Source organism: Nocardia kruczakiae NBRC 101016 (assembly GCF_001612965.1).
GTDB classification, from domain to species: Bacteria; Actinomycetota; Actinomycetes; order Mycobacteriales; family Mycobacteriaceae; genus Nocardia; species Nocardia kruczakiae.
On sequence record NZ_BDBL01000074.1, the window covers coordinates 1 to 22,670 of the forward strand.

Here is a 22,670-nt window from a genome sequence, read left to right on the forward strand (position 1 = left end):
CCTGCCCAGCTGCCGCGGTGGGCGGCCCGCACGGCGCCGGCGGTGGTGCGCGACAGTGCCGGAGCGCTCGCTCTGGTGGTGCGCGGCCGGCGCCCGGCCGGCCGATTCACCGAACTGCCCTTGCCCGCAACCGGTTCGACGGCACAGCGGGACGGGCGGGAAGCCGTCGCGACGATGCTGCTGTCGGCGACCCCCGGTTCCCTGGTGGTCTACTCCGATCCCGAGCATTCCCGGATCAGACTGCACACCCTGCCGCTGCCCGAGTCCGCGCTGCAGCGCGCGGTGCGCGATCCGGACCGGCGACGCTGATGTGGACCGCCGCCTCGATCGCACTGCTGGCGGGCGCCCTGCCACCGGGGATCTGGTTGTCCGCCCGGGGTATCGCGGCCAATCGGCTGGTCGGCATGCAGATGGTCGGGACGGTGACGGTGCTGGTGCTGATCACCATCAGCCTCGCCGCCCACCGTCCCGACTACCTGATCGTGGCGACGGTGCTGGCCTTGCTGGCGTTCGCCGGAACCTTGGTCTTCACCCGGCTGATCGGGGCGGGCGATGACTGATCCCGCCGCGATCGCGGCCGGCGTCGTCCTCGGCGTGGCTGTCGTGGTGGCGGTGGCGGCGTCGTGGGCGGCACTGCGACCGCGCGGGGCGTACGCGCGGCTGCACTATCCCGGCATGCTCACGTCCGTGACCGGGCCGCTGCTGACATTGGCGGTGCTGCTGGACTACGGCCCCGGTCTCACCACCGCGATCGTCGCCCTCACCGCGGCACTGCTGTGGGTCACCGCACCGGTGTCCTCGGCGGCGATCGGCAAGTTGAATGTCGTTCTGGGCGAACGGAAACGGGAATGAATGTACTGATCATCCTCGCACTGGTCCTGGTGGCCGTCGCGGCCACCGTCGTGGTGTGGACCGAGAACCCGCAGCGCCAGGCGGTGACGCTGGGCGTCTACGGCGCGCTGCTGTCGCCGCTGTTCCTGGTGCTCGGCGCCCCCGATGTCGCGCTGTCGCAGATCGCGGTCGGTACCGCGGTGGTGCCATTGATGGTGTTGCTGGCGGTGCGGTCGGTGCGGCGGCAGAGGCGCTCGTGAGCACCCGGACGCGCCTGCTGGTCTTCGCCGCCGGGGCCCTCGGACTCGGTGCCGCGCTGATCCTCGCGGTGCTGCGAATCCCGGACTTCGGCAACGACTTTCACCCCTATCGCGACGCCACGGTGGCGGAGGCGCTGCACCGCCACAGCCCGAATGTGGTGTCCTCCATCAACTTCGATCAACGCGGATTCGACACCCTCGGCGAGGAGGCCATTCTGGTGGCGGCGGTCGTCGGGGCGGCCACGCTGCTGCGGCGCACCTCCCAGCCCCGGCCGCCGCGCCCGGCGATCGCGTCGTCGTCGCGTCCACCACTGCTGGCCGCCACCCGCCTCGCGGGGTACATCCTGCTACCGGTGACGCTGCTGATCGGCGCCGACGTCGTCGTACACGGCCACCTCACCCCCGGCGGCGGCTTCCAGGGCGGCGTGGTGCTGGCCACCGGTCTGCATCTGCTGTACGTGGCCGGCGACTATCGGGCACTGCGGCGGGTCCGGCCGCTGGTCTGGTACGAGACGGGAGAAGCCGTCGGTATGGGCGCGGTCCTCGCGCTGGGCGCGGCCGGGCTGGCGGCCGGCACCGGATTCCTGTCCAACTTCCTGCCGAAAGGCACGAGCGGGCACCTGTTCTCCGCGGGCACCGTCGCGCTGTTCAGTTGCGCGGTCGGGATCGCGGTGGGCAGCGGCATCGTCGTACTGCTCGCTCAGTTCCTCGACGAGTATCTGGGCGCCGACGAAGGGGTGAGATGAGCGTATTCCCGTATCTGGTCGCGGGGTGGGTGCTGCTGATGGGGCTGTTCGGCGTGGTGCGCAGCCGCCATCTCGTCCACACCGTGGTGTGCGTATCGGTGACCCAGTCGAGTACGTACGTGCTGCTGCTGGCCGTCGGATATCAGCAGAAGGCGAGCGCACCGATCTTCGGGCAGGCGAATCCGCCCGGATCGCCGGTGGTGGACCCGGTGGTGCAGGCCATGGCGCTGACCGACATCGTGGTGTCGGCGACGGTGAGCGCGCTGCTGCTGGCGCTGGTGATCCAGGTGGCCAAACGGCACGGCACCGTGGTCCCCGATGAGCTGCACGCTTTGCGCGGCTGATGGGCGGTTCCGCGAGCGCGCTGCCGCCGTTGATCGTCACAGTGCCGATCGCCGGCGCCTGTGTTCTGCTGCTTCTCGGACGGATCGCTCCCCGCCGCGTCATCGACGCTCTCGCGCTGGTCACCGCTCTCGCCATCGCGATCCTGGCCGCGTGGCTGCTCGCCGCGACGGGGTCGGGCGCGGTGGTGACCTGGGCCGGCGGCTGGCATCCCGGACCGCGATTCGCGGTGGGCATCGTGCTGGTCGCCGACCGGATGGGCGCGGCCATGGTGCTGCTGATCGCCGTGCTCGCGACCACGGCCCTGCTTTTCGGCTGGCGCTACTTCGATAGCGTGCGCGCGCACTATCCGGCGCTGCTGTTGCTGTTCACCGCGGGCATGGCGGGCTATGCCCTCACCGGCGACCTGTTCGACATGTTCGTCTTCTTCGAGCTGATGAGCGTGGCCGCGTACGCCCTGACCGGACTCGAGATCGAGGAACCCGAAGCCGTGCAGGGCGGCCTGAATTTCGCGGTCGTCAATTCGCTGGGCGCCTATCTGTGCCTGTTCGGCATCGGACTGCTCTACGCGCGGACCGGTCAGCTGGGTCTGCCGCAGTTGAGCCTCGCGCTGTCGCAGCGGGCGCCTGATGCGGTAATACTCATCGCGTTCGGGCTGATCGCGACGGGCTGGCTGGTGAAAGCCGCGGCGGTGCCGTTCCATTTCTGGCTGGCCGACGCGCACGCGGTCGCTCCCACACCGGTGTGTGTGCTGTTCTCGGGTGCGATGGCGCCGCTGGGCATCTACGGTGTGGCGCGGGTCTATTGGGCGGTGTTCGACACCGTGCTACCCACGGCGGGCGTGCATCGGATGATGCTGGTGCCGGCCGTGTGCACCGCGTTGCTGGGCACCGTGATGTGTGTCCTGCAGCGCCATATCAAGCGACTGCTCGCCTATTCGACCATCGCGCACATCGGACTGTTCCTGCTCGGCCTGGCCGCGCTGACTCCCGAAGGCGTGGCGGCCTCGGCGGTGTATCTGGCCGGGCACGCCGCGGTGAAGGGCGCGCTGTTTCTGATGGCGGGAATTCTGTTGTCGCGCTATCGGTCTCTCGACGAAGTGCGGTTGTACGGTCGCGCCCGGCGGCACCGGATGGTGGGCGCGGCATTCGTGCTGGGTGGACTCATGCTGAGCGGAATTCCGCTGTCGGGCACCGGTTTCGGCAAATCGCTGCTGGAGGAGTCGGCACATTCGGTACCGCTGACCGTGCTGGTGATCGCGGTGTCGGCGTTGACCGGCGCCGCGGTGCTGCGGGTGGGGCTGCGCGTGTTCTTCGGCGTCGGCCGTCCGCCGGAGCCGGCCCCGGAGGCGGACGAGACCACCGGGGCGCACGAGACTCCCGACGCCGACACCCCGCCCGGCCGTATTCCGGTGACGATGCTCGCGGCGGTGTTCGCACTGCTGAGTGCCGGTGTGCTGAGCGGACTTCCGGGACGGTTCGGGCGCGAGGTGGCCGCGGCGGCCGCGCAGTTCTGCGATCGGATCGGCTATCGAGACCGCGCGTTGACGGGAGCCGTCCCGGTGCAGTCCGCCCCGGATCTGAGCTGGACGGTGCACGGAACGATCCTCGGCCTGGTATCGGCCGGTGCCGCGGTGGTCCTCGCACTGTTCGGCATTCATCTTCGTAATATGCTGGGCGACAACGATTCTCGCCCGGTCGCGGTGGTCGCGGTGCGGCACGGACTGCACCGGTTGCACAGCGGGCACATCGGCGACTACGCGGCGTGGCTGGTCTTCGGCTGTGCCGCAGTCATCGGACTGTTGTGGGTGAGTTGAGCTGTGCCTGCTCCCCCACCGCCTACTCCCCCGGTGCCTCGAGCCGGCCCAGTACGTGCCGCAGGGCCGGTTCGAGACGGTCGGTGCGGAAATGATGGCCGGCGGCCAGCAGCCGGGTCGGCTCCACTCGCTGGCTCGCCGCTGCCAGCTCCCGCGCGCCCTGCCCGCCCAGCAGCAGCGCCGGACCGGCCTGCGGCACCGGCAGGAATGCGGGCCGTCGGACGACCCGGGCCAGCGTGCGGGTGTATTCGGCATTGCGGACCGGATGCGGCGCCACCGCGTTCACCGCACCCGACAGGGCGGTATCCCACAGCGCGCGGTGGTAGATGTCGATCATGTCGTCGATGCCGATCCAGGACATCCACTGCCGCCCACCTGCGATCGGCCCGCCCAAACCGGCACCGAACAACGGCCGCAGCAAGCGCAGCAGCCCACCGGCCGGCGACTGCACCAGACCGGTTCGCACCCGTACCACCCGCACCCCGGCCTCGCGGGCGGGCCGGTCGGCGTCCTCCCACGCCGAGACCACCTCCGCCAGAAATCCGTCACCGGCCGGACTGTCCTCGGTGAGCGAGCGATCGCCGAGGTCGTAGCCGTAGTAGCCGATCGCCGACGCCGCGACGAAGGTCGGCAGTCCGGTCCGCGCGGCCAGTTCGGCGAGCGCGCGGGTGGGTTCCACGCGGCTGTCGCGAACGCGGCGTTTGTGCTCGTCGGTGAACCGGCCCGCGATCGGCGCCCCGGCCAGATGGATCAGCGCGTCCACCCCGTCCAGCAGATCGGAGGCGGGCGCGGACGGATCCCATTGCCGCTCGTCGGGTGTGCGAGCGGTCCCGCGCACCAGCCGGATCACGCGGTGCCCGCCGGTCCGCAGGAACGCGGTCAGGGCCGTCCCGATCAACCCCGAGGCGCCCGTGATCGCGATGGTCGACGACCGCAGACCGTTCTCCGCGGCACGGGCGTGGGCCGCCAGATCACCGGCGAGCTGCCGGTGCCGGTATTCGAACATGGGCCGCAGCAGCGCGGCGGGCACCGGCGTGTCCACCTCGTCGACGATCCGGGTGCGTCCCGCGTCCACGGCTTCGAAGCCGTGAGTGTGGCGCCACTGCACCACATACGCGAAGGCCGAGGCCGGGCCCTCGGCGACGAGTTCGTCGGCGAACCGGTGCGGCGGGTCGTAGGCGACCGGATCGTGCCGGGCCACCCAGCGCAGGTTGCCGGGCAGTGCCAGTTCGGCGCGCCCGTCCTTCAGCGATCCGGCTTCGCGGATCACCCGTACCGGTTGCCACGGCGGCGCCAGCCTGGTCAGCGCACCGGGCCGGGTGAACCATTCGAAGACGTCGGCCTGCGGGAAGTCCACGACATTCGCCGATTCGAAACCCATGAGGCGGCAGTACCCCCGCCGCACCGGGCCGAAACGGTCCGCCGCCGAGGCGCGCCGGGCCGGCGTCGCCCTGCTCTCGGCGAGACCGACCATGATGTCTGAACGGCTCATGGCTTGTTTCGGTCTTCCGGCAGTGTCACCGACAGAATCAGCACAGCCAATGGGAGTCCGATTGCGATGACGAACCCGAGCACGATCACTGTCTGCCCCTCGGCTGCGTGGTGATTGCCGACCACAAGGGGTATTCCTGTGTTCCGGTGATGAGGTCGGCCGCTTGGGTGATCTTCCACCAGGGGGCGCCGGCCTCGAGAGCACCGAGATGGTCGCTGTCCAGCAACGCAATCGCTCGTATCGGTATGCCTATTTCCGTCAAAGCGCCTGTCCCCTCACAATTCGGGATCGAGCGATGGTCACTGCGAGGCCTCGATGTAGCGTGCGGCGAGTCGGAAGCGGGGGCAGTCGTGTTTGGCGTGGTCGGCCATGACGTGGATGGCGTGTGCTCGCCCGCGAATGGGTTCGGTGCTCTTACAGCCCGCCGGGGAATCTAGGTGGCGGAGGCCGGCGGCGACGCGTTCGAGGAGGTCTCGGTTGCGGGTGTGCCAGAGCCTCAGGGTGGCTGCCATCGAACGGTTGTGCGTGCGCCTGATGGGGAGTCTCGGTAGGTCGTGGTGCTGCCGGACCATTGATGATTCGTTCGCAGCCGAGTTGTTGTCGCTGTGCAGCAAGGCAGCGCCCCGCTGCGGCCTGATCTCTTCCGTCACTGTGCAGCCCTCTCGAAGGTGTGTGTTCCCGGGCGGAAGCCCCGCCCTCGGACGTCGCATTCAGCCTCGCGATGCTCGTCCTGTGCACCAATCCCCGTGCGGGATATCCCCAGTGGGGATGGCTCGTTCACGACCCTGCACAGTGCCTTTGGCTCCAACGGTCCGCACCCGCGGTTACGGTGAAGTGAAAGAGCCTCCGGCCCAACGGAAAGCGCCGAATCATGGGAGTACGACTGCAGTGCCGCTCCTGCGGAAAAGGAGCTCCGATCGAGAATGCCGCCGGCTTGTGCGCGAGGTGCGCCCGAGCGTCGGGCTTCCGTCGACCCTTGCCGGTTGGCTTCTTCACCGACTCCGCATTGCGAACTGCGTTGTGGGAGCACAACTTCGGAGTCGTCTTCACAGCGATCCGCGACTGCACCGGCATGTCCCAGACCCAGCTTGCGGCATTGGTCGGGCTGAGTCAGGCTCGAGTGTCGGAGGTCGAAGCCGGGGCGCGGCGGTTGACCAGTGCGAAACTGGCAGCGCGTATCTCGACCGTCTTCGCTGTTCCCGCGCACCTGCTCGGGTTTCATGTGAACACCGCCGACACAGTGCCCGGTAGCCTGGCCTGCGAGGAGGTGGACTGGGTGAACCGCAGAGATTTCGTCACCCTGGCAACCGCTGCCGCACTCGGCTCGCGTCTGCATCCCGAGCTCGAGCGACTGGCCCATGTTCTGCCCGGCCGGCTGGAACACGTGGCTCGACCTCGGATCGGCGACGCCGACATCGACGCAATCGAGGCCATCAGCAACGGATTTCGCCGTTGGGATCTCGCCCACGGCGGTGGGCTGTGCCGCAGTGCTGCGCTCAGCCAGCTACACCAGGTAGCCGCGCTCGACGATGCTGTATGCGCCCCGAGCGTTCAGGTTCGGTTGCAGGTCGCCACCGCCGAGCTGGCAAGTACGACTGGTTGGCTGGCCTACGACATCGAGGACCACGACGCCGCGCGGCGTCTGTGGACCTATGCCCTCCACACCGCCCAGCGCGCCGACGACTGTCCCCGCTCCACCGACCTCATAGTCATCATCCTGCTCGATATGGCGCACCAGGCACTGCACCTGCGTCGACCGAAGGACGCCCTCGCCTTCTGTCGGTTGGCCGCCGCAACCGCCACGAGCCGCCGGTATCCGGTCTCGTCGATCACTGCCGGATATATCCACACGGTGACCGCATGGTGTTGGGCGACACTCGGCGAACCTGAGCCGACTCGCAGAGCACTGGACGAATCCCGAGCTGCGTACGCGAGCGTGGATGTCGATTCGACCCCGCCCTGGGCGTGGGTCGTCACCGAGGCGGAAATCGCTGCGCAGCATGGGCATGCGCTGTATCTGCTGTCGCTGACACACCCGGAATTCGCCGAATCCGCCGTCGGTCGGCTGACCAAGGCCGCACATGGACACCCGGTCGAGCACGAACGCAGCCGCGCCGTACTGCTGCCGACCCTGGCCGTCGCATATCTCCAAGCCGGTGACACCGATGCCGCCGTGCGGACCGGACGCGACGCCGTCACCGCCGTCACCGCACTGTCTTCGCAACGCTGTTACGCCCGGCTCCGCGACCTGGATGCCGTTGCCGTCCGCTACGGGTCCGTACCCGACGTACTGGCTCTCCGCGCCGATATTGCTGCGGCACTGGCAGTGTGACCGATGGCGGCAGACAGCGCGTTACCCGGCCGTCACGAGCTCGAACAGGCATGTGACGCATTCGGATTGAATCCCGACGCAGCGCAACTCCTCCACCGGCGATCGAACGCGGTGTGGCGGGTAGGCGATGTTGTCCTTCGTCTTGCTCCGGACACAGCGCTGCGTCGCACCCGCGCTGTCACGAGCATCACGGTCACCCGGTGGCTTGCGTGTACGGCAACAGAGCCGATAGCACTCCCCCCGTTACCCGGAGAGCAACCGGTCGTGGTGGACCGTGCGGTGGCGACGTTCTGGCCGTATCGGTCCGCAGCCGCTCAGCCCTCTGCCCACGATGTCGGAAGTCTGATTCGCAGTCTCCACCAGCAACCGGCACCGCCGTTCCGGATCCCGCAGTATCGCCCGTTGCGGCGGTTGCGTGACGCGCTCGCCGTCGATGCCGCACGACCACAGCCGGTGCTGAGCGACGAGGAACGCGGCTGGCTCCGCGACCAAGCCGATGCCCTGGTCGCAGCATTCAAGACGACCGGATTCCCGCTCGGATACGGACTGGTCCATGCCGACGCACATGAGGAGAACATCGTTCCGGCAGACCACGGTTGGGTGCTCATCGACTGGGACAACGCCTGCTATGGCCCCCGCGAACTCGACCTGGTCGGAACACTGCCCGACCACTTCCACACCCCGCACACCCACCGCGCCGAGTTTGTTCGGGCATACGGTTATGACCTGCTCGAATGGCCCGGCTGGAAGTCGTTGCGCGACATCACCGAGTACCACTCGCTCGGTTCCTATATCCGAATCGCCGCCGACGAACCCCGAGCCGAACATGAACTCCGCAGGCGCGTGCAATCGTTGCGCACAGACGACCGTGACGTTGTCTGGCGGTCGGTTGGTTGAGCGCCCAGGGAGTGTGGTGCGCCGGCGAATCCAGTCTCGTGTAGCCGCACGAACAAGTCATGCATCGGCGGACTCCACGGGTGCGCCGACCGACGAACGGTCCGACGACCCCAGCCTGGCGGGTTATCAGGGAGCCGTCATCGGGCCTCGATCTGTTCGCGCAGGATGTCCCCGTGACCGGCATGCCGGGCGAACTCGGCGGTCATGAACACATAGATCCAGCGAAGGCTGACGACACGTCCCGTGTGCGGATGCTCGCGGGTCTCGTCCAGGGGGATCGGAGCTGCGATCAATCTGGCTCGGGCGCTTGCGCGTTCGAACTCCGCGATCACCTCGGTCATGGTCTCGTCATCGCCCACCTCGAACCCTCCGTGCGCCCATAGCGGGCCGTCACAGTCGTCGTCGGCGAGCCGTCCGAGCGTGCGCTGGAACCACATCCGCTCGGCGAACGCGGCATGTTTGATCAGGGTTATCGGGGTTGTCAGCGAGGGCACGAGCCGAGTTCTGGCGTCGGCTTCGGACAAGCCTCGCACCGTGCTGATGAGGTCCGCGCGTACCTGGTCGAGCATGGTCTCGAGCAGTTCTCGTTCAGGGCCCATGGTGCGGATCGATGTGATCATCGCAAGCTGGTCCTTCCTCGGCCGGTCCGGCACACGCCAGACAGACCGATCTGCTGGTGGTGTTCGGAAACGGTTCGCCGGAAGGAAACGGCGCCCGGAGGGTCGTATGCGTCGCGACCAGAAATCCTGATTCGGACTGCCGATCGTGTGCAACCTACATCAGAAGCAGGCGCGGCGGACCACTCAGGAATTTACCACTTGCATCGTCGCCCTACTTCTCGGCGAACGGCGGGCGTGAACGCGGGTCACATATTGCTGTCGAGGGCCGGCACTCCGGCCGGCAATCCCGGTGCGCCACTGCCCGAAGACTGCGGCGGGCAGGTGCCGCCGAGCTGGTAAGCGGCCATGGAAATCGAACCGGCACAATGCCCGTCGATGATCGGAACCAGTGGTTCGGTATCGGCCAGGCCCGCGATGTACAGCAGCGGCAGGTAGTGATCGGGAGTCGGGACGGCCGCGGCGAAATCGGGATGCGCGTCGAGCGCGGCGACCTCGGTGGGTGCGCGCATCAGCACCTCCCGGGCCGCCTCGTCGAAGCGCACCGCCCAGTCGTAACCGGCATCCGGCTGCCCGAAATCGACCGCGCGCAGATTGTGCACGATATTGCCGCTGCCGACGATCAGCACCCCGTCCGAGCGCAGCGGAGCGAGCTTGCGGCCGAGTTCGAGGTGGTAGTCCAGGGGTTCGAAGGCGTTGAGCGACAGCTGCACCACCGGAATCGAGGCGTCCGGAAACGCGTGCACCAGCACCGACCAGGTGCCGTGATCGAGCCCCCAGCTGTCGGTATCGCAGCCCACCCACTGCGGACGGGCCACATCGGCGACCTGTTCGGCCAGTTCGGGCAGGCCCGGCGCCGGATAGTCGACCGCGAACAGCTCGTCCGGAAAACCGTAGAAGTCGTGGATGGTGCGCGGGCGCGGCATCGCGGTGACCGCGGTCGCGTTGGTGTACCAGTGGGCAGAGATCACGAGGATCGCGCGCGGACGCGGCGCGGCGCGCCCGACGGCCGCCCACGCCTCGGTGTAGCGGTTGCGGTCGAGCGCGTTCATCGGGTTGCCGTGGCCGAGAAATACCGCGGGCATCTGCTCTGGTGACATCTGCTCCGGCGACATCTGCGCACTCCTTCTCGTGGTGCCGATCCCGCCGGGGAGTTCAGTCGGCGGGGAGTTCGATCCCCTCGGCGGCGACCTTGGCGGTCACTTCCTCGGGGAAGATGTTGCGGAACAGGTACAGGTCCTGACCGAGCCGCCAGCCCGGCGCCAGCGCGACCGCATAGCGTTCGAAGTAGCCGAGCTGTTTGCCCATCAGCAGCAACTGCTGGGGGCCCGAGGCGCCGCGGCGTTTGCCGAATTCCACCAGCCGGGCGGCGACCTTGCCCATGTCCAGCTGCGCCAGTTTGCCCGACAGCACCGGCGCGAGCGCCGTCGCCAGCTGCCGGCCGATGGCGGCGTCGTCACCGTCGTCGCCGTCGAGCAGATCCAGTTCCCGCAGGGCCCGCGCGACCGGCCGGAAGTCACCGTCGATGGCGCTGGCGTGGAACAGCGCGCGCACGAACGCCCGCCACTGCGGCGTCATGGTGCCGACGATGCCGAAATCGAGCATGGCGGCCCGGCCGTCGTCGAGCAGCCAGAGATTTCCGGCGTGCACGTCGCCGTGGAAAAGGCCGTGCACCACAACACTTTCCACCCAGGCCTTGACCAGGCGGCGGATCAGCAGCTCGGGATCGGGGTGGGCGGCGCGGATATCGTCGAAGCGGTCGAGCGGCATCCCGCGCATCCGCTCCATGCACAGCACGCGCGGTCCGCAGTACTCCCAGTACACCTCGGGGACGACGACACCGGTGTTGTCGCCGAAGGCGGTCAGATCCGCCCTCGCCTGCGCCTGATTGCGGGCCTCGTTGCGGAAGTCCAGCTCGGCGACGGTGGTGTCGTACAGATCACGGACCACACCCTCGGCGTTGGCGATGCGGGCGTTCTCCGAACGTTTGGTCAGCGTGCCGGCCAGCCGGTAGGCGGCGCGCAGATCCACGATCATGCGCCGGGCGATATCGGGACGCTGCACCTTCAGCACCGCCGGGCGGCCGTCGGCGAGGACGCAGGCGTGCACCTGAGCCACCGAGGCGGCCGAGAGCGGTTCGTCGTCGAATTCCCGGAACAATCGGTCGATCGGGGCGCCGAGGTCGGCCTCGATCACCGCGCGCGCGTCGGTGGCCGGAAACGGCGGTACGTCGTCGAGGCAGCGCAGGCACGCGTCGGCGAGTTCGTCCGGAAACGAGGCCGGCGACGACGCGATGAGCTGCCCGAGCTTGACGAACATCGGGCCCAGTGCCTCGAAGCCGTCGACCGTCCCCTCGGCCATCGCCCGTCGCCGCTTCGCCGGGCGCAGCCCCTGGCGCAGCACGCGGCGCGTCACCCGGCTGCCGATCGTCGTGCCGATCGCGGCGGTACGGCGGAACTCCGCGAATCCGAATTTCTCCAGCGCCGGTACCGGCTGCGGTGGAGTCTGCCCCGCGCCCGGTCCGGAGGCGGTCTCGGTGGCCGCCGCCGTCACCGCAGGACTCCGCTGGTCACCCACTCACCTGCCCGAATCATTCGTTGCGACCGTCCCATCGTCATGTGGTTCGTGCACAGTGTACGACTGCCGAGCCACCGTACCGGCCGGTGTGGCGTGCCCCACGCGCGGACCGGCCCACTGACGTCGTCGCCTGCACGGCGCGAGAAGCCGGTTCACGGTGCGATGCCCAGGCCTGCGGCGAGTACCGGCCACGAGCGTTTCAGCGCGTCCTGCCAGTAGCCCCACGAATGCGTGCCCGTCGGTTCGAAGTCGAAGGTCGCCGGGATTCCCAACTCCCCCAGGCGAGTCGACATATTGTGCGTGCACCAGTTCACCGCGGCCTCGATCACCCCGCCGATCACGAGCTGATCGAGATATCCGCGCGGACCGGGCTGCATATGGTCACCGCCGTACACGTCGTACATGCCGGGTACACCGGTGCCGGTGGAGATGAACAGATTCAGTCCCCGCAGGCCGTCGGCGTGCACGTACGGGTCGTTGGCCGCCCACATCGGGTCGTCGTCGGGGCCGTACATGTTCTCCACGTCGCCGCCGCCCCACGTCTGCACCGCCATTTTGACGAATTCCCGGCCGATCGGATCGCTGATCTGCGCACATCCGGAGTATGCGGCCACCGAGCGATACAGTCCCGGGGCCGCGATCGGCAACTGCAGCACCGAGGTCCCCGATGTCGACAATCCGGCCAGCGCGTTGGCGCCGGTGGTGCGGTAGCGCCCGTCGATCAGCGGCGGGAGTTCTGCGGTGAGGAACGTCTTCCATTTGTACACACCGAGTTTCGGGTCCGGCGCGCGCCAATCGGTGTAGTAGCTCCAGCGGCCCCCGACCGGCTGCACCACATAGGTCTGCTTGGCCGACAGGAAACCCGCGACATCGGTGTTGCGCTCCCAGGTGGCCGAATCCTGGCCTCCCCCACCCCCGTTGAGCAGATACAGCACCGGCGCGGGCGACTGGTCGTCGGCCGGCATCTGAACTTTCACCATGATGTCGGTGTTCATCGCCGCCGAATGCACCCGCAACTGTTCGGTCCGCGGATCGAGCCGCCAGCTGCCGGTGACCGCCGACCCGTCCGCGGTGACCGGGTCGGGTTGCGCACCGGCGGGCGCGGCCCCCAGCACCGCGCCCGCCATCATCAGAACGGCGGGAATGATGCTGCCGCGCAGCACCTTTCCGAACATGAGAACTCCTTCGTGACAGAACGATCGCCGCGGAGACGACGAGACCCGCCGGGCGATGCTGTGTGAGGACATCGCCCGGCGGGAGCACCACCGTGGGTGTGTGCACTCCTGTGCGCGGATACGAGGCCGGCGTACCTCGGTCCGCGCCGGACCCCACGGCGGCGTGCGGCCCGCCGGAACACGATGGGAATTCAGGGTTTCCGCGTTCCGGCGGGCAGGTCGGGTGACTCAGAGCTTGCCGCCACCGCCCAGCAGCCACGGGTTGAAGCTGCAGGTCAGCGCTGGAGTCTGAGCCGAATCGAGAGTGTTGAGGATGATCGAGAGCACCCGCGGCGAATACATCATCGTCAGGTGATCCGACAGATCCTGTTCGCAGCCGTCCTGCAGGGTGACGTTCTTGACCGTCGCACCGGGCCCAGGCTGCAGGAAGGTCAGATCGTACGGCGTGGTGACCTCGTCGTAGCGGGTGCCGACCACCGTGTAGTCCACACCCGGCATCGTGTCACCACCGGCGTTGAGCTGGTTCACGAAATCAGAACCGACCGTCTGCTGGATGCCGGAGTGGCCGACGAAGATCTCCACCAGCCCCAGCACGTCGATGCCGAAGTTGTTGATGGCCCGGCCCAGTGCGCCGATGCCGTCGAGGGTGGTGCCGTGGTTGGTCGCGCCGAAGGTCATCATGTGATGCACCTTCGCCGCACCACCGTCGAACTTCAGATACCACCGCGACATCGCGCCACCCTGGGAATGGCCGACCAGATTCACCTTCTGTGATCCGGTCGCCGCCAGCACACGGTCCACGAATTGCGCCAGCTGCTTGGACGAATCCTGAATCAAGCCGGTGCCGTTCGCGCCCGGCAGCACCGATCCCAGGCCGCCGCCCTGAATCAGATTGGATTTGCCGTAATTGAACGTGAATACGCAGTAGCCGGCGTCCTTGATCGGCTGGCTGACGAAGGAGAAGTTGTCGTAGGCGTTCTCCCACGTGCCGTGCACCAGCACCACCGGCTCCGGATGCGCCGCGGTGGGCTTGCAATTCCAGTCGTTGGTCCCCGGCGGGGCCACGTCCGGATGCAGCAGGCCGTATCCGAAGGCGGCCAGGAACGAGCTCTGCGCCGGGCCGTAGCCGATGGTGTCACTGGAGGTTCCACCCGAGGAGCCCGAGCTCGACCCGGAACCGCCGTAGCAGTCGCCCGACCCGTTGCCGGATCCCGCGCCACTGCCCGAGGTGCAGGCCGAACCGGTGCCGGAGCTGCCGGAATCGGCGATCGGGTGGGCGGCGGGATTCTTCAGTCCCTGGTCGATGAAGTCGACCAGTTGCTGCTCCTGCTGCTGATCGTTCGACGCCACCGCCGGCTCGGCGTCGGCGCCGATCCCCGCGAAGCCCATTGTCAGCAGCGAAACCCCCACGACGACCGCGGCGCTCAGCGACCAGCGGCGGGTGTTTGGTCTCATGGGTGAACCTTTCGTCAGAACATCGGCGTTCTTTGTTGCGATGCGCGACAGCGAGCCGCGCGGCCGAAACTGAACTCAGACGCTAAAGTCGCTGCCGAGCCGCCGATACGGACAAAGGCAGTCTCTTCGGAATCTCACGAGGCGCCGAACCGACCGCAGTGAAGTTGCACAGCCGGGCGAATTGCCCGGTGGCGTCAGGCTTTTCCCGATACCGGCGCAGTCACAGCAGCAATGTCGGCCGTGCCGTGAAATATCCAGCGATACAACCAATTACGACGCAATCACGAACAGATATCGGATTCTCACTGGAGTTGTCCGTCCGGTCCGGTCCACGTGGGTACGTGGCACGGCCCCACGTCGTCTGGAGTCCTGATGCCCGGCTTTCGTACTGCCCTGCGGCCCAATGGTTTTCGCTTCCTCACCGCCGCCGCTCTGGCCGTAGGCGCACTCACCGCGGTCGCCTTCCCCACCGCCGCCGCCGCCGATCCGCTCACCGATGCGGCCGGCGTCATCGAACAGCTGCGCGCCGTCGGTGATCCGCTGCCGCCGTTGCCCGCCCCGCACGGGCCGACCACCGCGATCGTGGTGCTCGGTTACGGATTGCTGCCCGACGGCGGTATGAGACCCGAACTCATCGCCCGGCTGCAGGCGGCGCTCGTGCAGGCGATGGTGTCGCCGGCCTCACCGATCATCGTCACCGGCGGAAATCCCCGGGGTGGCACCACCGAAGCCGACGCCATGGCCGGCTGGCTCGTCGGCCACGGCCTCGCCCCGGAGCGGATCCACACCGAGTCACGCGCCAGCGATACCGTCGAAAACGCCGTCAACTCCGCGGAAATGATGCACGCCCTGGGCGCCGGCGATGCGGTGGTCGTCACGTCGGCCGACCATATGCCCCGTGCCGTAGCCGATTTCGTCGACGCGGGGGTCGCGGTGGTCGGCACGGTCAGCCCGCAGGATCTGCCGCCGGTGGTGCTGGCGGTGTTCGGGCCGCAGCAGTGAATCCGGAGCCGCCGGTCGTCTAGCGCGGACCCCAGGTCCGCGCGATACCGAGTCCGGCCGCCAGTGCGTCCCACGCCGACGGCAGGGCCGCGGTGAAATCCGGCCAGGAATGCGTCCCCGCGGGGATGTAGCGCACGGTGGCCGGGATGTTCAGCTGCGCGAGCCGCGCGGCGAACCGTTCGGTGCACGTGCGCGCCCCCGCCTCCAGCGCAATGCCTCCGCCCGCGGACCGCAGCGCGCCGGCGACGTCGTGCGCCGTGGCGATCGCGGTCAGATCCGGCGGGCTCGGCAGGCCGGTGGCCGTCGACAGATAGATCGGCGTACCCCGCAGGGTATCGGCGCCCAGATAACTGTCGTGCGCCGCCCATTCCGGCGAATTCGGTGGGCCCCACAGGTTTTCGGGGTTCCCGCCGCGTGAGGCCACGGTGATGCGAGTGACGGCCTGGCCGACCTCGTCGGCGGTCGAATAGCAGCCGCTGATACCCGCGACCGCGCGATAGAAGCCCGGGTGGCGCTGGGCCAGCATCATCGCCGCCTGCGCACCCATCGACACTCCGGCGATCGCCCGGCGTCCGTCGGAGTGCAGATATTTCTCCACGATCGGCGGCAGTTCGTCGACGAGGAAGGTCTCCCAGCGGTTGAGGCCCAGGTTCTGGTCGTAGTGGTCCCAGTCGGCGTACATACTGCCGACGCCGTCGCCGGGTAGCACCACGTCCACCGGTTTGCCGGCGAAGAAGCGCGCGGCCTCGCCGTCGGTGAGCCACCCCGAGGTCGCCGCACCCTCGACGCCGTCGAGAAGATAGAGGGTGGGCCGGGGTTCGCTACCGCCTCCGTGCAGTACATCGATGGGCACCACCCGATGCATCGCGGCGGAGGCGACATACAGCCGGTCCCAGCCCGGTTTGCGCGTTTCGGTGCGCACCAGTTCCGTTCGCGTCACGGCGGGATCGATCGCCGGCGGGGCCGCGGGCGGGGGCGCGGCGGGATCGGCGCACACCGGAGCAGCCGCCATCGCGCCGGCGGCCACGGCCAGGGCGGCGCCCAGCGCCGCACGGGTGATCACCGCTGCACCACCGCCGAAGCGTCCGCGAACGCCGTCTCCCGGGCGCGCGCTCGTTCCCGCCGTTCCCGGAAGCGGTCGGCCGCCTTCTCCAGAGCGGCCAGATGGACGGCCAGTTCGTCGCGGGCCCGCTCCCCGGCACCGGTCAGATCGCTGCGCTCGAACACGTGCCAGTTGCGCAGCACCGGGCGCACCACCATCTCCAGATGCTGCGCCGGATCGTAGATGCCGTGGGCGGCCAGCATCAGCGCGTGCCGCCGGAAGCCGGGCCGGGCAGAGCCGGGCATCCGGAAACCGGTGACCGCCTCGGTGATCGCGCGCATCATCGCGTCCGGGGCCAGCTCGAGGGCGGCCCGGGAGATGTTGCGGTAGAAGATCATATGCAGGTTCTCGTCGGTGGCGATGCGCGACAGCATCCGGTCGGCGATCGGTTCACCACAGGCGATGCCGGTGTTGCGGTGACTGATCCGGGTGGCCAGCTCCTGCAGTGTCACACAGGCCAACCCGCGCAGCAAACGGGGGGCCTGCGAGCCGGCGACGCCGCTGGTCAGGCGCGTCATCCGGGCGCGTTCCAGCGCAACGGGATCCACCGCGCGAGTCACCACCAGGTAGTCGCGGATCACGATGGCGTGGCGGTTCTCTTCGGCGGTCCAGCATCCCACCCACCGTCCCCACGCGCCGTCGCCGCCGAACATCTCGGTGATCGCGCGGTGGCGGGAGGGCAGATCGTCCTCGGCGAGCAGAGTGGTCACCAACGCCACCCGCGCCACCTCCGGTAACGCCGATTGTTCGGGCGCCCAATCGTTTCCGCCCAGCGCCGCGAAATTGCGGCCCTCGCTCCAGGGCACGTAGTCGTGCGGATGCCAGGCGCGCGACTTGCGCAGATGGTCGACGAGACAGCGTTCGGCGACGGGTTCCAGCTCGCGGAGCAGATCGTGATCGGCGACTGTCACGCATACTCCTCGGTGCGCGAGTCGGTGCCGAGATCGAATGCCAGCAACGCCAGGCTCGCCCGCGCGATACCGTCCGGACGGCCCAGCTCGATGCCGGTCAACCGCTCGATGCGCCGCACCCGGTGCGCCACACTGTTCGGATGGATCGCCAGCCGCACCGCGGTCGATTTGCGGTCCAGGCCCGAATCCACATAGGCGCGCAGGGTTTCCAGCAGATCCGGATGCGGCCGCAACGGACCGAGCACCGCGGCCAGGTGCGCACGCGCCGGGCCGGGCCGGGTGAGCTGATATTCCACCGCCACGTCGGCGATCCCGTAGAGACCCGGTGGGCGACGCAGCGCGCGCACCAGTTCCAGCAGTTCGTGGGCTTCGGCGGCCAGCTCCGGGATACGTGCGGTGGGACCCGCGACGACGGTCGCCGTGAGCGGCACCGAGGCCGCCGCGGACAGGACATCGAGGGTGTCGGCGGTCAGTACGGGGGCATCGATGCGGGCGGAGGCATCGGGGTCCTCGACCGGCACCAGTACGGTGCCGCCGTCGACGGAGAGCAGCGACAGTGCCCGCGACCCCAGCACCGGCGCCAATGCGCTCTGCAGCCGGCGCAGTTTGCGGCGCGCCACGGTTTCGGCGTTGCGGCGCGGATCGGATTCGCCGGGATGCGGGGCGATCGACAGCGCCACCACCTGATAGGCGGGTGCGACCACGATCCCGGTGCGGCGGGCCAGTGCCGCCCGGCCGTGACCGCTGAGCAGCGCGGTGACCAGGGTCTGGGCCGCGGTCTGATGATGGCGTGCGGCCGAGCGGTGTTCGTCGAGGTAGGCGGCCGAGGTCGCCACGGTCACCGTCTCCAGCAGGCGCAGCGCCTGCTCGGCGTCGGCGACCAGTGTTTCGCCGTCACCGCGACCACCGGCGATATCGCTGAACGCGTGCCGCACCGCCTCGTGGTAGGCGCGCAGCACGGTATCGAGGTCGATACCCTCGCGCGCCCACGCGCCGGCCCGGCCGACCAGTTCGGCCAGACGCGCGGCATCCGCCGGTTCCGGGTCGGGTTCGGCGACCATATCGGCGGCCAGGGCCAGACATTCGCGCACGCCCGCGCCGAATTCGGCGGTGGTGTCGGAATGTGACGCCGGCGCCTCGGTGCGCACGCTTCGGGTCAGAGTCGCCGCCAGGCTGGGTGCGGATGGTGTCATCGGGTCGCTCCAGAATCTGTCCCCGCGCGAGGTGTGCCCGCCGGATGCCTTGGGGTGAGGGTGCACCCGGCGGGCGGTTCCACTGCTACGCACAGTGACCGCGTCGAGGAAGGGGTTGGAAGTCCTGGTGCCGCGGGTCGAGCTGTGCGCGGTGAGCGGCGGCTTCGAGTAGGGAGCCGCTCACCGGTGGCCGGTCCGGCGTCCGCAGTGCCGACCTCCTCTCCTTCCGGAAGGTGCGGGTGCGCCGGTTGCCGAACGCGGCACCGTCCGCGCAAAAACCGGTGCCGCGTTCACATCACGGTACGGCCACGGAATCGCCTCGAACCCGAATCACCGGCGATCCGATGACAATTCATGAATCGCCCCGGGAGCGGCTGGGGTCGCGGCACAAAATTCTCCGCGACGACAGCGCGAATGAAGGAACCGGCCGTTCAGCATTCACTGGGGGCCGGCACACCCTGCAATCGCTGATCGACCCAGCCCATCGCCTCGGGATATCCCAATCCGGCCGCGATGATGTGTTCGCCGAGCACGCTGCGGTACACCGCCGCCACTCCCAGCGAGCACTGGTCGCGATAGAACTCGCGGGCGCCGGCGGCCGGAATCCAGAATTCCTGTTCGCCGTTGTAGACATACAGCGGCACAGCGGATTTCATGCCCTGCATCCGCGTCACCCGGTAGATGTCGTCGGCCAGCGCGCTGTGCAGCGGATCCGGGGTGTCGGCGGCGATGTCGATCGGCAGCGACAGCACGCCGGGGACGGCGAAAACGCCGGCGCAGGTGTCCTTGAGCGGCGACAGGGCCGCCCAGCGGGCCAGATTGTTCATCCGGGCCAGGATCTCCGGCCGCTCCCGCCCCACCCCGAAGGTGGCCGCCAGGAAGACTCCCGACGCGAAGTTGGCGTTCATGCTCTGCGACAGGATCTGATAGTCGGCCGGCACTCCGCCCAATGCCGCACCGACGATCGCCGGCGCCAATTCCGGTGCGTAGGAATCGATCAGCGCCACCGCGCCGCGGGTGGCGATGGCACCACCGGAGTAGCCGTGCATGGCGAACCGGCTGGCGCCGAATTCGGCGGGCAGCGCCGCACGCATCGCCCGGATCGCGTCGAGCACGGCGTGACCGGCCACGAAGGGCTCGGCATACGCCATCCGCGGGCCCTCGTGATCGGGAATCAGCACCGCGTACCCGCGCAGCAGCGCCAGCTGGGTGGTGGGCGGGACGAAATCGGTGGTCCCGGTATCGCCGGTGAAACCGTGCGCGAGCGTGTAGCCGGGCGTGCAGGTGCGGCCCAGCGCGTCGATCGGCAGATTGTTGACCAGTACCGGCCGCGATCCGGGACCCGTCCACGGCGCGGCCGGAATCGCCAGTGTCGCAGTCGCGTACGAGGGCGCGTCGTGGGCGTCGGTCGTGCGGTACTTCAACTGCAGCGCCTGCCGCACGGGCACCACGAGCAGCGGGGCGGCGGTTCTCGTCACGTCCCGGGTCGCGATCACGTCGCCGGGACGCAGCCCCGCCAGATCGGTAGGCCAGTCGTCGAGCAACGGATCGCCCACCGGTGAGGGCATGACGGCCGTCTGCAGCCGGGCAAGATCGGTGGTGACACCGGTTTCCCCCGCGGCCGCCTGATCGGCCACCGGGATGGGCGGCGGCGGAATCAGGACGTCGATCCACTGCTGTAACTGCGCGAGACCCGGCGCGGGCGGATTCGACGGGCCCGGAGCCATGGCACCCGGCGGCACGGCGTCCCGAGGCGCCGCGGGCTGGACCGCGAACGGCCGCGTCGGCAGCCCCGGTAACGACACCGCCGGTAAGGGCAACGGCGGCAGAGGTATCGGCGGCTGCGCCGCCGCGGTACCCGCGACGGGACCGCAGCCGAGTAGCAATACCGTCACCAGAACATGCCGAATTCGCATGGCGCACCCACTCAAGCTCACCGCTGGTCCCCGTGCGCTGCCAACCCGAGTTCCGCGCTGAACCAGGTGTTTCGAGATTACCGGCACGAATCCGGTTGCCCGGGCGGCGTGTTCGGATCGTGTGCGGCGCGAGTCCGCATCGATATCGAATCCGTGGCGCCTGAGCGGTGCGGAAGTGGCGCGCTCAGCAGTTGCTCGGTACCGGCTGAGCGTGCATGCGACCGTCCAGCCAGCTCAGTACCTGCGGCAGGCCCAGCACCGCGGCGGTGAGGTGGTCGGGTACCGGAATGGCCTCCGACTGGACCGACACCCCGGCCTGGCACCAGCGCCGGTCGGTTTCGATGATCGAGTCCACCGGAATCAGGCCGTCGATGGGTGAATGCCATTCGAACACCGGCATATTCGGCACGCTGTCGGTGTAGAGCTCGAGACTGTTGTCCTCGACCACCTTGCGCGCGGTCGGGTCCTCGGTCATCGACGTGGTTCTGGCGAACTCGGTCACTCCGTGGCCCGCGCCCGCCGCCAGCAGCCCGTTGGTGCAGCTGTCGGCCATCACCTGCCGCGCCGCCAAACCCTTGTCGTTGAGCTGCTCCGACAGCGGGAACCGGTCCGGGTATTCGCGTTCCAGGCCGAGCCCGGCCGCCATCGCCAGGCCGAAGGCCGGATGCGAGCCGTACCCCAGGCCCTCCAGCATCTTCACCATGTTCATCGGCACGCCACCGGCCGCGGCCCCGGCGATGCGCAACTCCGGCGCGTAGACCGGCGCGAGCGCGGCCGCCCACGCGGTGGCCATGCCGCCGCCGGAGTAGCCGGCCATCGTCACCGGACTGTGCTCGAGTTTCAGATCGGCGGCGTGCTGCACCGCACGAATGCCGTCCAGGGTGATCTGGCCGCCCAGACGCGCTGCGCCGTAGGCGAATTGCGGCCCGAGATGGTCGGGCATCGCGATACTCCAGCCGCGCTGCAACACCACGTTGTAGGCGGGTGCCTCCCGCACCATCAGATCCGGGTTCTTGGTGTAGAGCACATGGGAGACACCGCAATCGGTGCCCAGCCCGTTGATGATGGTCTGATACGACAGCAGCGGGCCGTCGGCCGCGCGCTTGCGCGGGGTCAGGACGGTCGTGGTCGCCGCGATCGGCTTGCCCTCGGAATTGGTCGAGCGGAACTTGATCAGCGTGATGTCGGTATCGGGGAAGATGTCCAGCGGCGGTAGCGGTTTCGTCGCCAGCACGTCGCCGGGCTTGTGCTCGGCGATGTCGGCCGGCGCGGCGTAGAACGGATCCGGGTCCGGTGCCGGGTAGATCGGTTGCGCCGGTGCGGAAGTCGTGGCGGCAGCGAACAGCAGCAGACTGCCGGCGGCGACGCTCAGCGCCCGCCGGACCGCGGTATGGCCCATGGGCCAAGAGATTATCGCGCGCGCGAGGCAACCCGAAATCGGCACCGCAGGTCCTGAGAAATCACAAGCTCGCCGCGCGGCGGTCTGTGTTACGCGATGAATTACACACTGAAACCTGTTCGAGTTACTCGCGAGTACGTAGCTTCGTTCCTGCACCGATGCAAAGGAGCACGGCTATGGACATCTCCGATATGGTCCCCGACATCCCCACTCGCCGGATCACGGTCTACTTCGGCGGCAGCGGCCCCGATGCCGACATGGTGCTCGAATACGCCGCCACCCGCGCCGAGGCCTGGGAGTTCGCCGCCGCCGCGGTGCACTCCGGGCTGGCCGTCACCGTGGACGGCATGGTCCGACCCGGATTGCGACCGCTGCCCTGCCGCCGATTGTGGCATTGAGGAATCGAATCGTGTCCCGGCGACTGTGAGCGATCACAACGGCCCGCCGACCTGCTTCGATTTCCGCACAGACGATTCGCGAAGCACTCTCGGCTCCCGGCCTGCCGGTTAGCGTTAACCGCCGGAACAGATAGTTCGGGCGTAGAAGGAGTCAGTGATGACCGTCGACAGCTCCAACCGGTCCAGTCTCACCTTTTCGGGACGGCCGA

Annotated in this window: 23 protein-coding genes; 11 read left to right on the top strand and 12 right to left on the bottom strand. The window is 68.6% G+C overall.

The window, feature by feature from the left end; genetic code table 11:
• From NK1_RS35255 to NK1_RS32415, 7 genes are all read left to right on the top strand, one after another.
• A partial coding sequence (locus tag NK1_RS35255; RefSeq protein WP_167354339.1) for a hypothetical protein occupies positions 1-309 on the top strand: 309 nt, incomplete at its 5' end.
• Positions 309-560 (top strand): MrpF/PhaF family protein, encoded by a 252-nt coding sequence (locus NK1_RS32390; RefSeq protein WP_063014938.1) that lies wholly within the window; start codon positions 309-311, stop codon positions 558-560. The genes NK1_RS35255 and NK1_RS32390, both read left to right, overlap by 1 nt.
• Positions 553-852: a monovalent cation/H(+) antiporter subunit G gene (locus NK1_RS32395; protein ID WP_063014940.1), complete on the top strand. Its 300-nt coding sequence runs from the start codon at positions 553-555 to the stop codon at positions 850-852. Before NK1_RS32390 ends, NK1_RS32395 begins: the two co-directional genes overlap by 8 nt.
• A complete protein-coding gene (locus tag NK1_RS32400; RefSeq protein WP_063014941.1) occupies positions 849-1,091 on the top strand; it encodes a Na(+)/H(+) antiporter subunit B in 243 nt (80 codons plus the stop codon). Before NK1_RS32395 ends, NK1_RS32400 begins: the two co-directional genes overlap by 4 nt.
• Complete coding sequence (locus tag NK1_RS32405) at positions 1,088-1,837, top strand: MnhB domain-containing protein (RefSeq protein WP_063014942.1); 750 nt, start codon at positions 1,088-1,090, stop codon at positions 1,835-1,837. Before NK1_RS32400 ends, NK1_RS32405 begins: the two co-directional genes overlap by 4 nt.
• Positions 1,834-2,181 (top strand): sodium:proton antiporter, encoded by a 348-nt coding sequence (locus NK1_RS32410; RefSeq protein WP_063014943.1) that lies wholly within the window; start codon positions 1,834-1,836, stop codon positions 2,179-2,181. Before NK1_RS32405 ends, NK1_RS32410 begins: the two co-directional genes overlap by 4 nt.
• Positions 2,181-3,995 carry a complex I subunit 5 family protein gene (locus tag NK1_RS32415; protein WP_063014944.1) on the top strand — a complete coding sequence of 605 codons (1,815 nt, stop codon included), beginning with the start codon at positions 2,181-2,183 and terminating at the stop codon, positions 3,993-3,995. The genes NK1_RS32410 and NK1_RS32415 overlap by 1 nt, the downstream gene beginning before the upstream one ends.
• A gap of 22 nt (positions 3,996-4,017) precedes the next feature.
• Here NK1_RS32415 and NK1_RS32420 read toward each other — a convergent pair whose 3' ends face one another.
• Both NK1_RS32420 and NK1_RS34850 read right to left on the bottom strand, forming a co-directional pair.
• Positions 4,018-5,376, bottom strand: a complete 1,359-nt coding sequence (locus NK1_RS32420; RefSeq protein ID WP_063014968.1) for a TIGR01777 family oxidoreductase — start codon at positions 5,374-5,376, stop codon at positions 4,018-4,020.
• Between the two features lie 410 nt (positions 5,377-5,786).
• Complete coding sequence (locus tag NK1_RS34850) at positions 5,787-5,999, bottom strand: hypothetical protein (RefSeq protein WP_157104555.1); 213 nt, start codon at positions 5,997-5,999, stop codon at positions 5,787-5,789.
• Between the two features lie 464 nt (positions 6,000-6,463).
• Here NK1_RS34850 and NK1_RS32430 point away from each other — a divergent pair, with 464 nt between their 5' ends.
• Together NK1_RS32430 and NK1_RS32435 are read left to right on the top strand one after the other, a co-directional pair.
• Positions 6,464-7,819 (top strand): helix-turn-helix transcriptional regulator, encoded by a 1,356-nt coding sequence (locus NK1_RS32430; protein WP_245660985.1) that lies wholly within the window; start codon positions 6,464-6,466, stop codon positions 7,817-7,819.
• A gap of 3 nt (positions 7,820-7,822) precedes the next feature.
• Positions 7,823-8,716, top strand: coding sequence for a phosphotransferase family protein (locus tag NK1_RS32435; RefSeq protein ID WP_063014949.1), 894 nt, complete (start codon positions 7,823-7,825; stop codon positions 8,714-8,716).
• 137 nt (positions 8,717-8,853) lie between these two features.
• Here NK1_RS32435 and NK1_RS32440 read toward each other — a convergent pair whose 3' ends face one another.
• The 5 genes from NK1_RS32440 to NK1_RS32460 all read right to left on the bottom strand — a co-directional run bounded on the left by NK1_RS32440 (position 8,854) and on the right by NK1_RS32460 (position 14,540).
• Complete coding sequence (locus NK1_RS32440) at positions 8,854-9,336, bottom strand: DinB family protein (RefSeq protein ID WP_063014951.1); 483 nt, start codon at positions 9,334-9,336, stop codon at positions 8,854-8,856.
• 245 nt (positions 9,337-9,581) lie between these two features.
• Positions 9,582-10,418 carry a 4,5-DOPA-extradiol-dioxygenase gene (gene ygiD, locus NK1_RS32445; protein WP_218023200.1) on the bottom strand — a complete coding sequence of 279 codons (837 nt, stop codon included), beginning with the start codon at positions 10,416-10,418 and terminating at the stop codon, positions 9,582-9,584.
• A gap of 70 nt (positions 10,419-10,488) precedes the next feature.
• Positions 10,489-11,886 carry an ABC1 kinase family protein gene (locus NK1_RS32450; RefSeq protein WP_063014953.1) on the bottom strand — a complete coding sequence of 466 codons (1,398 nt, stop codon included), beginning with the start codon at positions 11,884-11,886 and terminating at the stop codon, positions 10,489-10,491.
• A gap of 176 nt (positions 11,887-12,062) precedes the next feature.
• Positions 12,063-13,085, bottom strand: coding sequence for an alpha/beta hydrolase (locus tag NK1_RS32455; RefSeq protein ID WP_374726607.1), 1,023 nt, complete (start codon positions 13,083-13,085; stop codon positions 12,063-12,065).
• A gap of 228 nt (positions 13,086-13,313) precedes the next feature.
• A complete protein-coding gene (locus tag NK1_RS32460; protein WP_063014955.1) occupies positions 13,314-14,540 on the bottom strand; it encodes an esterase/lipase family protein in 1,227 nt (408 codons plus the stop codon).
• Positions 14,541-14,912: 372 nt separating this feature from the next.
• Here NK1_RS32460 and NK1_RS32465 point away from each other — a divergent pair, with 372 nt between their 5' ends.
• Entirely contained in the window at positions 14,913-15,542 is a 630-nt protein-coding gene (locus tag NK1_RS32465; RefSeq protein ID WP_063014957.1) for a YdcF family protein, read from the top strand.
• A 19-nt stretch (positions 15,543-15,561) separates the two neighbouring features.
• Here the strand turns inward: NK1_RS32465 and NK1_RS32470 are convergent, their stop codons facing one another.
• The 5 genes from NK1_RS32470 to NK1_RS32490 form a co-directional block, all read right to left on the bottom strand.
• A complete protein-coding gene (locus NK1_RS32470; RefSeq protein ID WP_245660986.1) occupies positions 15,562-16,605 on the bottom strand; it encodes an alpha/beta hydrolase in 1,044 nt (347 codons plus the stop codon).
• Positions 16,602-17,555 carry an acyl-ACP desaturase gene (locus tag NK1_RS32475; protein WP_063014958.1) on the bottom strand — a complete coding sequence of 318 codons (954 nt, stop codon included), beginning with the start codon at positions 17,553-17,555 and terminating at the stop codon, positions 16,602-16,604. Before NK1_RS32475 ends, NK1_RS32470 begins: the two co-directional genes overlap by 4 nt.
• Complete coding sequence (locus NK1_RS32480; protein WP_157104557.1) at positions 17,552-18,748, bottom strand: PucR family transcriptional regulator; 1,197 nt, start codon at positions 18,746-18,748, stop codon at positions 17,552-17,554. Before NK1_RS32480 ends, NK1_RS32475 begins: the two co-directional genes overlap by 4 nt.
• A gap of 431 nt (positions 18,749-19,179) precedes the next feature.
• Complete coding sequence (locus tag NK1_RS32485; protein WP_063014962.1) at positions 19,180-20,664, bottom strand: lipase family protein; 1,485 nt, start codon at positions 20,662-20,664, stop codon at positions 19,180-19,182.
• A 184-nt stretch (positions 20,665-20,848) separates the two neighbouring features.
• Positions 20,849-22,063 carry a lipase family protein gene (locus tag NK1_RS32490; protein ID WP_063014964.1) on the bottom strand — a complete coding sequence of 405 codons (1,215 nt, stop codon included), beginning with the start codon at positions 22,061-22,063 and terminating at the stop codon, positions 20,849-20,851.
• A gap of 176 nt (positions 22,064-22,239) precedes the next feature.
• Between NK1_RS32490 and NK1_RS32495 the strand changes: the two genes are divergently transcribed.
• A complete protein-coding gene (locus NK1_RS32495; protein WP_245660987.1) occupies positions 22,240-22,461 on the top strand; it encodes a hypothetical protein in 222 nt (73 codons plus the stop codon).
• Positions 22,462-22,670 lie beyond the last annotated feature (209 nt).

What these genes read in the sequence shown, in the direction of transcription:
- NK1_RS32390 (WP_063014938.1), top strand. Translation starts at nt 309, where the DNA reads ATGTGGACCGCCGCCTCGATCGCACTGCTGGCGGGCGCCCTGCCACCG.
- NK1_RS32395 (WP_063014940.1), top strand. Translation starts at nt 553, where the DNA reads ATGACTGATCCCGCCGCGATCGCGGCCGGCGTCGTCCTCGGCGTGGCT.
- NK1_RS32400 (WP_063014941.1), top strand. Translation starts at nt 849, where the DNA reads ATGAATGTACTGATCATCCTCGCACTGGTCCTGGTGGCCGTCGCGGCC.
- NK1_RS32410 (WP_063014943.1), top strand. Translation starts at nt 1,834, where the DNA reads ATGAGCGTATTCCCGTATCTGGTCGCGGGGTGGGTGCTGCTGATGGGG.
- NK1_RS32415 (WP_063014944.1), top strand. Translation starts at nt 2,181, where the DNA reads ATGGGCGGTTCCGCGAGCGCGCTGCCGCCGTTGATCGTCACAGTGCCG.
- NK1_RS32420 (WP_063014968.1), bottom strand. Translation starts at nt 5,376, where the DNA reads ATGGGTTTCGAATCGGCGAATGTCGTGGACTTCCCGCAGGCCGACGTC.
- NK1_RS34850 (WP_157104555.1), bottom strand. Translation starts at nt 5,999, where the DNA reads ATGGCAGCCACCCTGAGGCTCTGGCACACCCGCAACCGAGACCTCCTC.
- NK1_RS32435 (WP_063014949.1), top strand. Translation starts at nt 7,823, where the DNA reads ATGGCGGCAGACAGCGCGTTACCCGGCCGTCACGAGCTCGAACAGGCA.
- NK1_RS32440 (WP_063014951.1), bottom strand. Translation starts at nt 9,336, where the DNA reads ATGATCACATCGATCCGCACCATGGGCCCTGAACGAGAACTGCTCGAG.
- ygiD (WP_218023200.1), bottom strand. Translation starts at nt 10,418, where the DNA reads ATGCCCGCGGTATTTCTCGGCCACGGCAACCCGATGAACGCGCTCGAC.
- NK1_RS32455 (WP_374726607.1), bottom strand. Translation starts at nt 13,085, where the DNA reads ATGTTCGGAAAGGTGCTGCGCGGCAGCATCATTCCCGCCGTTCTGATG.
- NK1_RS32460 (WP_063014955.1), bottom strand. Translation starts at nt 14,540, where the DNA reads ATGAGACCAAACACCCGCCGCTGGTCGCTGAGCGCCGCGGTCGTCGTG.
- NK1_RS32465 (WP_063014957.1), top strand. Translation starts at nt 14,913, where the DNA reads ATGCCCGGCTTTCGTACTGCCCTGCGGCCCAATGGTTTTCGCTTCCTC.
- NK1_RS32480 (WP_157104557.1), bottom strand. Translation starts at nt 18,748, where the DNA reads ATGACACCATCCGCACCCAGCCTGGCGGCGACTCTGACCCGAAGCGTG.
- NK1_RS32485 (WP_063014962.1), bottom strand. Translation starts at nt 20,664, where the DNA reads ATGCGAATTCGGCATGTTCTGGTGACGGTATTGCTACTCGGCTGCGGT.
- NK1_RS32490 (WP_063014964.1), bottom strand. Translation starts at nt 22,063, where the DNA reads ATGGGCCATACCGCGGTCCGGCGGGCGCTGAGCGTCGCCGCCGGCAGT.
- NK1_RS32495 (WP_245660987.1), top strand. Translation starts at nt 22,240, where the DNA reads ATGGACATCTCCGATATGGTCCCCGACATCCCCACTCGCCGGATCACG.